The organism is Shewanella sp. SG44-2, assembly GCF_014164215.1.
In the GTDB taxonomy this organism is placed as follows: Bacteria; Pseudomonadota; Gammaproteobacteria; order Enterobacterales; family Shewanellaceae; genus Shewanella; species Shewanella frigidimarina.
Window position 1 is genome coordinate 89,856 of the sequence record NZ_JACJEU010000001.1, and the last position, 11,201, is coordinate 101,056.

Sequence of the window (11,201 nt, forward strand, 5' to 3'; positions counted from 1 at the left end):
AGGTTAAGGAACATAACATGTGTAAAGATTGCGGCTGTTCAATTACCCATGATCATGACCATACTCTTCATAGTAATCCTCAGCTTAACGATAAAAAGACCTTAGCGGTTATCCATAAAATATTGGATAAAAATGATGTCGAAGCACAGCATAATCGTGATCATTTTGCGGCTCATCAGGTCAGCGCCTTTAATCTAATGAGTAGCCCTGGCAGCGGTAAAACCAGTCTTTTAGAATGTTTACATGAATACCTTGATGCTCGCTATGCCGTGATCGAAGGCGACCTTGAAACCTCACGCGATGCCGATCGTTTAATTGCCAAGGGTATAAACGCCTATCAAATCCAAACTGGCTCTGCCTGTCACCTTGATGCATTTATGGTTCACGGCGCACTGCATCACATTAATTTAGATAATGTTGATATTTGCTTCGTTGAGAACGTGGGAAATCTTGTGTGTCCTGCCAGTTATGATGTTGGCACCCATAAAAATATTGTGTTGTTATCTGTGCCTGAAGGTGACGATAAAATTGAGAAGTATCCGGTGATGTTTCGCCGAGCTGACTTAGTGGTTATCACTAAATCTGACCTACTTCCTTACTTTGACTTTAGTATTGACGAAGCCAAAGCACAGTTAAGTAAATTGAATCCAGATGTCGAATTGCTCGTCGTGTCAGTGAAAAATCCTGATTCAATGAAAGTATTGGCAACATGGTTTGATGAACATAAGGAATATTAACTATGTGCTTATCAGTACCATCAAAAGTAGTTGAAATTCATGATGATGCAACAGTCACTGTTGATACGCTTGGTGTGAAACGTCGGGTAAGTTGTCATTTGATATGCGATCCGTTGGTGTTAGGCGACTTCGTATTGATTCATATTGGCTTTGTGATGAATAAAATTGACCACAATGATGCACAAGAAAGCCTCGATTTATATCAACAAATTGTCGCTGAGATGGAATTGGAGTCTGAGCAATGATTAGCCTCAATGACTTTTATCAAGGATTTCGAGATCCTCAGACAATTCGTCATTTAGCGCAATTGATTGCTCAACAAGCGGCTAAAACGACTGAGCAAATTAACATTATGGAAGTGTGTGGTGGCCATACCCATACCATTATGAAGTACGGTTTATTACAGCTATTACCCGACAATATTCACTTTATTCATGGCCCAGGCTGTCCAGTGTGCGTTATGCCTAAAGAACGAATTGACCATGCAGCCACCCTTGCCTCACAAGCCGATACCATTTTAGTCACCCTAGGCGATATGATTAGAGTGCCGGGTTCAATGGGTAGCTTGGCGCAGTTTCGGGCTAATGGCAGCGATATTAGGCCAATATATGACCCATTAGATACCTTGAAAATTGCCCAGGATAATCCTGACAAAACAGTGATTTTTTTCGCTATCGGTTTTGAAACCTCTACGCCCATGACTGCCGCTTTACTGGCGCAGGCTGAAGCGCTGAAAATAGATAATATCTTGTTTCATATAAACCATGTGCTGGTTCCACCCGCCATTGATGCTGTGATGTCTGATAGTCGCAGTAAAGTAAACGCTTTTATCGGTCCGGCCCACGTAAGCGTGATTAGTGGTGCTCAAATCTACCAATCTACAGTCGACCAATACAAAACACCTGTTGTGGTGTCTGGGTTTGAACCGGTAGATGTGATGGAATCTATTTTACGTATTACACGTCAAAAAGTGGCAGGCAAAGCAGAGCTAGATAACCAATACAGCCGCTCAGTAAGTTACGAGGGCAACATTGCCGCTCAACAGCTGGTCGACAAATATTTTATGGTCCGCGACAGCTTTCGCTGGCGCGGACTAGGCCCTATTGCCAAGTCAGCTCTAACATTACGCCCTGAATATCATCATCGCGATGCTGAACGCATTTATGCAAAAGTATTACCGACAACCGAAATTGACGACCATAAAGCCTGTATGTGTGGCGATATTTTGCGAGGCTTAGCCAATCCTAAAGACTGCAAAGTGTTTGGCAGAGGTTGCTCACCACAAACACCGCTAGGCAGCTGCATGGTTAGCTCAGAAGGCGCATGTAATGCTTATTACCGCTATGGAGAAGTTAATCATGACATCTAAAAAGACGATTCAACTTAGCCACGGTGGTGGCGGTAAAGAAATGGATCAATTGATCCACGATTTGTTTTTTAAAGCCTTTGATAATCCTATTTTAACTTCGCAAGAAGACGCGGCCAAATTGAATATGTGTGGCCATATTGCTTTTACCACCGACTCTTTTACCGTCTCACCGTTATTTTTCGCTGGTGGCGATATCGGTAAACTCGCGATTGCAGGCACAGTAAACGATTTAGCCATGATGGCTGCACAACCCGAATATTTAAGCTGTAGTTTTATTATTGAAGAAGGTTTTCCACTGGATGACTTAACCACTATTGTGAATAGCATGGCAGCTGAATTACACAAATCAGGCGCGCGGATAGTTTGCGGCGACACTAAAGTGGTGCCCAAAGGCTGTGCTGATGGGCTATTTATTAATACCTCTGGTGTAGGGCGTATTTTGCATCCTGATATTTCAGTGCGTAATTTACAAGTGGGTGATGCCATTATTGTCTCTCGTGACATTGGTTGTCATGGTGCGGCAATTTTAATGGCCCGTGATGGCTTAACGCTGGAATCTGAGTTACGCAGTGACTGCGATACGCTATGGCCGATTATTGAACAACTGCTGGTGGCAAATATCGATATTCATGCCATGCGAGATGCGACCCGCGGTGGCTTATCTGCAGTACTCAATGAGTGGGCGAAAGCATCGAACATTGGCATTGATGTCGAAGAAGCCAACATTCCAATTTGTGATGAAGTAAAAGGCTTATGTGAGTTATTTGGCTTTGAGCCTTTTGATTTAGCCAATGAAGGCACCTTTATTATGGCATTGCCTATGGATTTAGCCGAAGGTGCAATTGAGGTGATGCAGCGCTATGGACATTGTGAACACGCAGCAATTATTGGCCACGTTACCGAGCGTCACCCTGGCAAAGTGGTGCTACAAACGCCTTGGGGCAGCAGTCGCTATTTAGATTTACCACAAGGTGAATTATTACCAAGGATTTGTTAATGCACGAATACTCGATTGTAATGTCATTAATGGAACAATGTGAAGCGCTTGCACAGCTGCATAAAGCCACACGAATTGAGCAAGTTGAACTGAAAATTGGGGTGTTAAGTGGCGTTGAGCCTGCCCTACTGTCGAAAGCGTTTGAAACCTTTAAATTAGACAGTGTTTGTCATGAGGCAAGATTAGTTATTAATGTGCAGCCATTAGTGTTGCAGTGCAATCACTGCGAACAACAATCGCAAGTAGATGAACGAACCATTGTTTGCCCTATTTGCCAGTCTAATAAAACCACCGTGATTGACGGTGAAGACATGATGTTAATGCAGCTTGTGATGGATACGTAGCACGAGTTTTTATCAAAGCGTTATATTGAAATACCCTAACCTAATAACCAGAGTAACCTTAAAATAGAAGGACAACACCATGAAATACTTATTAATTGCCTTTATCCTTGCCACTATTCCATCTATTGCTATGGCACATGAGGGCCATGGTGGTGTTGGACTGTTTCACCATTTTATTCAATTAACACCCGCCATTGCTCTTGTGGCCATTGTGGCGTTTATCTATTGGAAGCGCACTAAGTAATTGCCTAACCTGTAGTCAACACGTACTGTGGAGCAAAGCTAAAATGGTTTGCTAGATCAACGCGATTAAACATTGGTTAACACATTGCTTTAAACGTTGAGAATATGATGCTCCCAAACAAATAAGCCTTCCATCGGAAGGCTTATTATCTTGTTGCATTACAAACAGGCTTAGAACATTTCAGCAGGCATTGCCATTATCGATTTATCACCTTGATTAACTTGTGATAAATGATACTGAGATTTTGATAACAGCTTATCCATATAGAAGTCAGCCACAAACTGCTTTTGGGCAGCAAAGGTTTTATCTTCATGGCTTGACGCTTTGTCGGCCATCAATAACCAGAAGTAACCGTATAGGGCATAACCAAAGGCATCTAAGAAGTCGACCGCACAAGAATTGACTAATGCTGGTTGAGTTTTCTTGTTGTCATTGACGTAGTTAGCTGTCGTGAGCAACTCAGCAAACACTTGGCTTACCATGGCTTTATGTTCAGCATTAGCTTGAGTTAATTGTGCAAGACTTGCATTCACTTCAGCAACAAATTCGGTCAAAGTGACCACATTGTCGTAAGTAATTTTACGGCCTAAAAAGTCGATTGCTTGAATACCGTTAGTGCCTTCGTATATTTGTGCAATACGGGTATCACGAACAAACTGCTCGATTCCGGTTTCACGAATATAACCATGACCGCCAAATACTTGTTGACCCATAACCGTAGCATCTAAACCGCGATCGGTTAAAAATGCTTTTGAAACAGGTGTAAGTAAACCAACGTACCTAGCCGCTTTAGCTTGCACATCGCCGCTGGCATATTTTGCTAAATCTAGCTGCTTACCGGTATAAACTGATAATGCACGGCCTGCTTCTGTCATCGCACGGATAGTTAATAACATGCGACGTACATCGCCATGCACAATAATCGGATCAGACGTTGCACCCGTTGCAGAACCTGCTGCGGCAACACCCTGTAGGCGTTCTTTAGCATAATCACTGGCCATTTGATAAGCCGCTTGTGCGTTACCTAAACCTTGTAAACCAATGGCTAAACGTTCGTAGTTCATCATAGTGAACATACACACTAAACCGCGGTCAGGCTCACCAACTAAAAAGCCTTTGGCATTATCGTAGTTCATCACACAGGTAGCAGACGCTTTAAGACCCATTTTGTGTTCAATAGAACCCACCGTAACACCATTAGATTCGCCTAAGCTACCATCGGCATTGACGCTGATTTTAGGTACGATAAACAATGATATGCCTTTCGAACCGGGCAGTTTTGCTAATACTAAATGAATCACGTTTTCAGTTAAGTCATGATCGCCGCCAGTAATAAAAATCTTGTTACCGGTTATAGAATAACTGCCATCATCAAGTGGTTCAGCTTTAGTACGAATACCTTTTAAGTCAGAACCTGCGTGTGGCTCGGTCATGTCCATTGCTCCGGCCCATTGGCCAGAATATAAATTAGGTAAATAAGTTTGTTTTAATTCGTCATTGGCATGTGCATTAATACATAACGCTGCACCAGCGGTCAGGGAGTTGTATAACGTAAACGAGTTACACGCGCTGTAACTCATTTCATCGACTAACACGCCAAGCATTTTCGGCATCCCCATGCCACCAAAATCTGACTCGCCGCAAAGCCCTACCCAGCCACCTTCAGAAAACTGTTGATACACTTCTTTAAAGCCATCTGGAGTAATAATGTCATTACCTTTATGAACCACACCTTGCTCATCACCACTGCGATTTAAAGGGTGAAGCAGATCACGGCTGATCTTATTCGCTTCATCTAGAATGGCTAATGCGGTATCCATGTCGACAACATCTGCCATAGCAGGAAGTTGTTCCCACGTAGCTTGGGCATCAAATACCTGTTCCAACAAGAATTGCATGTCCTTCAACGGGGCTTGGTATGGGTTCATAAGAGTCTCTTAAACAAATAATTAAAACAGTTGTTTTAATTTATACTAAAGCGTCACAAAAAGAAAAGCTTTTTAGCAATTATCTAACCATAATTTGACGAATGTCGACTCATACCAGCCTTTATCTCGATAGTTTATGTTTCTCAGCCCAATAGGGTTCCAATGAGTTACAATTACCCGTACGATCCTTGAGTTAGCAGCTTATTTGATTGAGATCTGTGGTCTTTTTGAACTTTACTTTATGACCCAATAGTTCCAAACCCAAGTATTAAACCTTAGTATTAAGCCCGAGTATTAAACACGAATATTAAACTCTAGTAATAAACCATAGCGAACGGCACTTTTATGCATACACGTACTGAGCAGATCCCTTCATCATCTTCCCTATCTGGGCACTATCAGCAGATCACCGTCATTGGCAATGCACATGGCGATTGGCAACCTGCCGACATTGGACATACTTTCATTTTTAATGGGACTGAACATGATGCCGATAACGTTATTAACATTTGTAATGGCCCTTATGCCGGTTCGCATCAAGCCTTCGTTGTCAGTAATAGTCTAGATGACAATCAGTTAGTTTCATTGCTAACCGAAGTGGGTGAAAAACTCGAAGGACAACTTAACTGCTGGCCATCTTCGGGATTGGCGACCATTCTATTGATGTCGTTGATGGCAAAACAGGTCAATGTACAACGTATGTCTTTATTACCATCTTTAGCTAGACCCAACGATATGCCCGCTTCAGAGCATTTGCCTTGCATGGTGCATAATTGGTTAGGTGAGCGCCGTATTGCATTAGGTTTACAACTCACCAATGATAATATTCAGTGGCCCGAATTGTTTGTAGATGATGCATCTACCCTATTGCTACACGATGTTGAACCTGTTGATATTAATCCGTTTGAAGTACTGTTGAGCGATGCGGTTCGTCGACGCCAACATGATATATTGACCCCAGACAACGCTGATCCGCAATTTAAAATCGCCCAGCGTTTAGCCTTGCAAGTAACGACCGAACAACCTGATAATCTTGAAGTACAATATGCGTTGTTAGCCGCCTTGAGTAACTTACCAAGCGTGCAATGGTTAACCTATGCTAACCAAAGCGACTTAATTATGGCCGAGTCGTTGTTTTACAATCAGTATCCACAAACAGCCAGTTATTGGTACCTTATGGATAATCAAGCATCACAATACTTAGACACAATCCGCCATCACCTTGCTTATTGTCAGCAAGTCATTGCGTTAACGGCAAAACAGGCTAATGCAGACTCGTAAAATATTGGTTAACACCAAACAAAAACGCCTCTATTTAGAGGCGTTTTTTGTTAATGATTAACGGTTAATGGTAACCACTTACCACATTAAATCATCTGGAATTGCATAATCTGCATATGGGTCATCGGCTCCGCTCACTTGCGCAACAGAATCTTTAGCGGCTTTATCCCACAAGTACCCACACCATTGTGGAACAAGTAACTTCACTCGCTCTGCGAGCTTATGCGGTACAATGTAGGTTTTATCTTCATAACGGACGATACCTAAACTGCCATTGAGTAAATCAGCTTGGATTTTATCGGTAATATAAACCGAATAAATCTTGTTTTCTAACGTGAAATTAAACTTAAGCTCAGCATCACGCGCTACGATAATAGCAAACTTAGAAAACTCGCTGATTAAACCGCGCACTTGACCTTTTTCAGCAGCTTCAGCAAAGCGCTTTTCATTCAATGCTTTATCTTTTTTCGCTTGCAATAATTTTTGCTCAGCAATTTGTTGCTTAAGCTCTGAGCTGCCGTCGTCAACTTTAGCTTTTTTGTCACGACGCTTTTGTGTTTTTGCGTCACGTACTTTTTGTTTACTGGCAAGACCTGCTTTAAGCAGTTGGTCTTGTAATGCGTTAGCCATGGAATTTACCTTTAAATTTATCGATTTTTATAAACCGTGCTTGGCGGCTATGTCGCCTAATTCTGTCATTGCAATACTGGCACCACCCAATGACCAACCACCGTCTACTGGTAATACAACACCGGTAATGTATGACGCCATGTCGGATGCAAGGAATAAGGCTGCGTTGGCAATATCTTTACCTTTGCCATTGCGTTTTAGCGGCACACTATTGGCCACTCGCTGTTGCATTTCATCACTTGGCGCTAAGCGGTTAAAGCCCTCGGTATCTGCAATTGGACCTGGGACAATAGAGTTAATTCGTATCCCCTCAACACCCCACTCCAGTGCTAATGTACGAGTTAACATATCGACGCCAGCTTTAGCGGCGCAAACATGCACTTGTAATGGCATAGCGATATACGCTTGCGGTGCTGAAATTTGAATAATGCTGGCATTCGGACGTGATAATAATGGGTAAGCTTGTTTTAATACTTGAAAACTGCCAATTAAATCAATATCAATAACCGATTTAAAACCATTGTTCGAAAGCTTTGCCGCACTGGCCGGAAAATTACCCGCAGCCCCACTCACTAACACATCGATATGACCGTAGAGATCTGCAATTTTTGCAAAACCAACCGTTAATGCATCATTGTCACGTACATCAAAACTGACGCCTAAATGCTTGGCGTTTGGGTTAGCTTGGTTCAGTAATTCTACCGCGGCATTAACCTTATCAATACTGCGACTCGCGACCGCAACATTGGCTCCAGCGCTAGCAAATTGAATCGCAACTTGAAGGTTTATTCCAGATGTACCGCCAACCACAACCACATTTTTACCGGTGTAATCAAATCCTTTGCCATCAAACATAGTCATCCCTTATTTCTGTGTGATTTGGTTAATGTAGATAAGGTATCTTTACCCACTAGATTGACTAAATACAGTGACGCAGTCAACCTAACCGTTAGCGTGATAACAAATCAAACATGCAGTGATTGATAAATAGCTTTAAGTGCTGCTAATGGGTCGGCAGCTTGAGTAATTGGTCGACCGATCACTAAATAATCTGACCCTGCCGCAATGGCCTGGGGTGGAGTCATGACACGATGTTGATCACCGGCATCACTTCCTGCTGGTCTAATACCCGGTGTAACTAGGGTGAAGTCTTGTCCAAATGATGATTTAAGCAATTTAGCTTCTTGAGCCGAACACACAACCCCGTCTAATCCTGCTTGATGAGTCAATTTGGCTAAGCGCAGCACATGTTCAAACGCAGGCACATTAATACCAAGCAACACTAAATCTTCATCTGACATCGATGTTAATACGGTGACGGCAATCAATAATGGTGCATCTTCACCAAAGGGAATCAATGCTTTTTTGGCTGCCTGCATCATGGCTAAGCCGCCACTGGCATGCACGTTAGTCATCCACACACCTAAATCAGCGGCGGCGGCAACGGCTTTTGCAACGGTATTGGGAATATCATGAAATTTCAAATCGAGAAATAAATCAAAATTACGACTGTGGATGTCTTTAACCAGATCGGGTCCGAATAACGTAAACATCTCTTTGCCGATTTTTAAACGACACATCTCTGGGTCAAGTTTATCAATAAAGGTTAATGCGTCGTTTTTATTGTCATAGTCGAGGGCGACTACAATGGATTTATCAGTCATTAGGACTCCAGCGGCAATAGCTTGTGTTAATGCATTTATTATAAGGATTCTATCTTGTGATGGCGACGTTATTCACCATCGAGGCCTTTGATACGCTTGATACTGCCCCACTGTTTACACGATGGACAATGCCAATATAAACCGTGAGAGGGGAAACCACAGGCGGTACAGCGATAACTAGGGCGGAATTTAATTTGTTGTTCAACAAGTTGTTCAAGCATAGACAAACTTTGTTTGGCTTGACCATCTTCAGCTTGTTTAATGTGTAATTTCATTAAATGCTGAAAGCCTTTCATGGTCGGATGACGATATAAATTATCGAGCATCATGGTTTCAGCACTTTGATGCTGGCCGAGGCTAATTTTGTGTTCGGCTAATGCAACAACCACACTGGCACCCGCGCCATCAGCAATCGCTTTGGCAAGCAACTCATGAAAACCGTTTGGATCTTGGGTGTCTCGATAAACTTGCTTTGCAATTGAAACACCATCGGCAAATAAATTAATATCTGCCACTTTTAGCTCTTGTAGCGCCTGCTTACATAACTCAAATTGGCCAGCATCAAGATACATTTTTGCTAAGGTTAACCAAGCTCGACCGCATTGGGCGTCTTGTTTAATGGCTTGTTGTAATTTTTTGATTTTATCAGCGTCATTATTGGCTTCATCAGCTAACTGACAATAAAAATGGGCCGTGGTGCATTTAAGCACTTGTTGACGTTTACGAGGTAAGCGTTTAGTGATGTCGATGGCATTTTGCCACTCTTTGGTAACTTGGTAGATTAACAGCAGCTGAGTTTCAGCTTCTTCACTGTGGTCATCTTGGCTGACTAAGTTTATGAAGATTTCTTCAGCGCGGTCATAAAAACCTGCAGCCATATAATCTTTACCTAACTCCATCATCGCAATGTCACGCTGCTCATTAGTTAAGCTGGGCCTAGCAATCAAATTTTGATGGATGCGAATGGAACGATCCACTTCACCACGTTTACGAAATAACGAACCTAACGATAAATGGGTGTCGATAGTTTCGTCATCAACATCGAGCATACTGATAAATAAATCAACCGCTTTGTCAGACTCGTTAGACAGTAAAAAGTTAAGCCCAGTAAAGTAATCTCGGCTTAGTTTTTTAGTCTGCTGGCTATCGCTATGACGAATACTGCGTCGTCCCATGTACCATCCATAACCGGCAGCGATAGGCAATAACAAGAACAAGATTTCTAGCATACTAGGCGGCTTGATCCTTAGGCGTTACAACAACACTGATTGCATCCGCAGCGGCGAACTTTTTAAGCGCTTTGTTACTTTTACGTAACGCGAGTTTTAACTTCACGATGTGGTAACTTGCAAATATCCAGCTGATGATAAAGCCGCTGAAAAATACCACAGCAAGCACCATAGGCAATCGATATTGCCCTTCAGCAATAAAGTAACTTAAGGTTACGACTTGTTCATTTTTAGCGCCAAATAATAATGCTAGAACAAACATCAATCCAACCAGTACAACAATAATAAATGATCTCACGCTATTCTCCATGAAGGTGCATCAATATAATGATTATCCAAGAAATTTACTGGGCTGACCAGCATTGACTGCCATTAGATACAAAAAAGCCTCCAATAGGAGGCTTTTTATTCAAGCGTTAATCAAGGATTAACAGCATCGACACGTTCGCGCAGCTCTTTTCCCGGCTTAAAGTGCGGTACATACTTGCCTTCCAAGTCAACAGAGGTTCCTGTTTTTGGATTACGACCCGTACGAGGCGCACGATAGTGAAGTGAAAAACTACCAAATCCACGGATTTCTATACGATCACCGGTTTCTAATGTTGTTGCCATTTGCTCCAACATTTCTTTGATTGCACTTTCCACTTCTTTCGCCGACAGTTGCGACTGCCTAGTGGCGAGTTTTTCGATAAGTTCAGATTTTGTCATCTTAGCTATCCCATATTATCAAGCCAAACACAGTCGCCTAATGGGGACAAAGTCCCCATACAACAGACGA

General features: G+C 42.4%; 14 protein-coding genes. 7 read left to right on the top strand and 7 right to left on the bottom strand.

Translation table 11 applies throughout. The annotated features are described in order from the left end of the window. The first annotated feature begins 17 nt into the window (after positions 1-17). The 6 genes from hypB to H5181_RS00360 all read left to right on the top strand — a co-directional run bounded on the left by hypB (position 18) and on the right by H5181_RS00360 (position 3,691). Positions 18-737: a hydrogenase nickel incorporation protein HypB gene (gene hypB, locus H5181_RS00335; protein WP_011637565.1), complete on the top strand. Its 720-nt coding sequence runs from the start codon at positions 18-20 to the stop codon at positions 735-737. A 2-nt stretch (positions 738-739) separates the two neighbouring features. Next, a complete protein-coding gene (locus H5181_RS00340) occupies positions 740-982 on the top strand; it encodes a HypC/HybG/HupF family hydrogenase formation chaperone (protein WP_182749771.1) in 243 nt (80 codons plus the stop codon). Beyond that, positions 979-2,106, top strand: coding sequence for a hydrogenase formation protein HypD (gene hypD / locus H5181_RS00345; protein WP_182749773.1), 1,128 nt, complete (start codon positions 979-981; stop codon positions 2,104-2,106). Before H5181_RS00340 ends, hypD begins: the two co-directional genes overlap by 4 nt. Beyond that, positions 2,096-3,103, top strand: coding sequence for a hydrogenase expression/formation protein HypE (gene hypE / locus H5181_RS00350; RefSeq protein WP_182749775.1), 1,008 nt, complete (start codon positions 2,096-2,098; stop codon positions 3,101-3,103). Before hypD ends, hypE begins: the two co-directional genes overlap by 11 nt. Continuing rightward, the gene (locus H5181_RS00355) at positions 3,103-3,447 is read left to right on the top strand and encodes a hydrogenase maturation nickel metallochaperone HypA (protein WP_011637569.1); all 345 of its coding nucleotides are present in this window, start codon (positions 3,103-3,105) and stop codon (positions 3,445-3,447) included. Before hypE ends, H5181_RS00355 begins: the two co-directional genes overlap by 1 nt. Before the next feature lie 79 nt (positions 3,448-3,526). Further along, positions 3,527-3,691 (top strand): hypothetical protein, encoded by a 165-nt coding sequence (locus H5181_RS00360; protein ID WP_182749777.1) that lies wholly within the window; start codon positions 3,527-3,529, stop codon positions 3,689-3,691. Between the two features lie 170 nt (positions 3,692-3,861). On the opposite strand, the gene H5181_RS00365 is transcribed toward H5181_RS00360, so the two are convergent. Next, on the bottom strand, positions 3,862-5,619 hold the full coding sequence (locus H5181_RS00365) for an acyl-CoA dehydrogenase C-terminal domain-containing protein (protein ID WP_123883810.1): 1,758 nt from the start codon (positions 5,617-5,619) through the stop codon (positions 3,862-3,864). Between the two features lie 345 nt (positions 5,620-5,964). Here H5181_RS00365 and H5181_RS00370 point away from each other — a divergent pair, with 345 nt between their 5' ends. Continuing rightward, positions 5,965-6,900, top strand: coding sequence for a hypothetical protein (locus H5181_RS00370; RefSeq protein WP_182749779.1), 936 nt, complete (start codon positions 5,965-5,967; stop codon positions 6,898-6,900). Between the two features lie 78 nt (positions 6,901-6,978). On the opposite strand, the gene H5181_RS00375 is transcribed toward H5181_RS00370, so the two are convergent. From H5181_RS00375 to ihfB, 6 genes are all read right to left on the bottom strand, one after another. Next, the gene (locus tag H5181_RS00375) at positions 6,979-7,530 is read right to left on the bottom strand and encodes a DUF2058 domain-containing protein (protein WP_182749781.1); all 552 of its coding nucleotides are present in this window, start codon (positions 7,528-7,530) and stop codon (positions 6,979-6,981) included. Positions 7,531-7,557: 27 nt separating this feature from the next. Then, a complete protein-coding gene (locus H5181_RS00380; RefSeq protein ID WP_182749783.1) occupies positions 7,558-8,385 on the bottom strand; it encodes an SDR family oxidoreductase in 828 nt (275 codons plus the stop codon). A 110-nt stretch (positions 8,386-8,495) separates the two neighbouring features. After that, positions 8,496-9,194 carry an orotidine-5'-phosphate decarboxylase gene (gene pyrF / locus H5181_RS00385; RefSeq protein WP_182749785.1) on the bottom strand — a complete coding sequence of 233 codons (699 nt, stop codon included), beginning with the start codon at positions 9,192-9,194 and terminating at the stop codon, positions 8,496-8,498. A gap of 68 nt (positions 9,195-9,262) precedes the next feature. Continuing rightward, positions 9,263-10,423 carry a lipopolysaccharide assembly protein LapB gene (gene lapB / locus H5181_RS00390; protein WP_011637576.1) on the bottom strand — a complete coding sequence of 387 codons (1,161 nt, stop codon included), beginning with the start codon at positions 10,421-10,423 and terminating at the stop codon, positions 9,263-9,265. A gap of 1 nt (position 10,424) precedes the next feature. Continuing rightward, positions 10,425-10,721 carry a LapA family protein gene (locus H5181_RS00395; RefSeq protein ID WP_049763537.1) on the bottom strand — a complete coding sequence of 99 codons (297 nt, stop codon included), beginning with the start codon at positions 10,719-10,721 and terminating at the stop codon, positions 10,425-10,427. A 122-nt stretch (positions 10,722-10,843) separates the two neighbouring features. Further along, complete coding sequence (gene ihfB / locus H5181_RS00400) at positions 10,844-11,131, bottom strand: integration host factor subunit beta (protein ID WP_011637578.1); 288 nt, start codon at positions 11,129-11,131, stop codon at positions 10,844-10,846. Positions 11,132-11,201 lie beyond the last annotated feature (70 nt).

Excerpts from the sequence above, each read along its gene's own strand:
- hypE (WP_182749775.1), top strand. The coding sequence starts at position 2,096 with ATGACATCTAAAAAGACGATTCAACTTAGCCACGGTGGTGGCGGTAAA.
- hypD (WP_182749773.1), top strand. The coding sequence starts at position 979 with ATGATTAGCCTCAATGACTTTTATCAAGGATTTCGAGATCCTCAGACA.
- H5181_RS00375 (WP_182749781.1), bottom strand. The coding sequence starts at position 7,530 with ATGGCTAACGCATTACAAGACCAACTGCTTAAAGCAGGTCTTGCCAGT.
- H5181_RS00355 (WP_011637569.1), top strand. The coding sequence starts at position 3,103 with ATGCACGAATACTCGATTGTAATGTCATTAATGGAACAATGTGAAGCG.
- H5181_RS00365 (WP_123883810.1), bottom strand. The coding sequence starts at position 5,619 with ATGAACCCATACCAAGCCCCGTTGAAGGACATGCAATTCTTGTTGGAA.
- hypB (WP_011637565.1), top strand. The coding sequence starts at position 18 with ATGTGTAAAGATTGCGGCTGTTCAATTACCCATGATCATGACCATACT.
- ihfB (WP_011637578.1), bottom strand. The coding sequence starts at position 11,131 with ATGACAAAATCTGAACTTATCGAAAAACTCGCCACTAGGCAGTCGCAA.
- H5181_RS00360 (WP_182749777.1), top strand. The coding sequence starts at position 3,527 with ATGAAATACTTATTAATTGCCTTTATCCTTGCCACTATTCCATCTATT.
- H5181_RS00380 (WP_182749783.1), bottom strand. The coding sequence starts at position 8,385 with ATGTTTGATGGCAAAGGATTTGATTACACCGGTAAAAATGTGGTTGTG.
- lapB (WP_011637576.1), bottom strand. The coding sequence starts at position 10,423 with ATGCTAGAAATCTTGTTCTTGTTATTGCCTATCGCTGCCGGTTATGGA.
- pyrF (WP_182749785.1), bottom strand. The coding sequence starts at position 9,194 with ATGACTGATAAATCCATTGTAGTCGCCCTCGACTATGACAATAAAAAC.
- H5181_RS00340 (WP_182749771.1), top strand. The coding sequence starts at position 740 with ATGTGCTTATCAGTACCATCAAAAGTAGTTGAAATTCATGATGATGCA.
- H5181_RS00370 (WP_182749779.1), top strand. The coding sequence starts at position 5,965 with ATGCATACACGTACTGAGCAGATCCCTTCATCATCTTCCCTATCTGGG.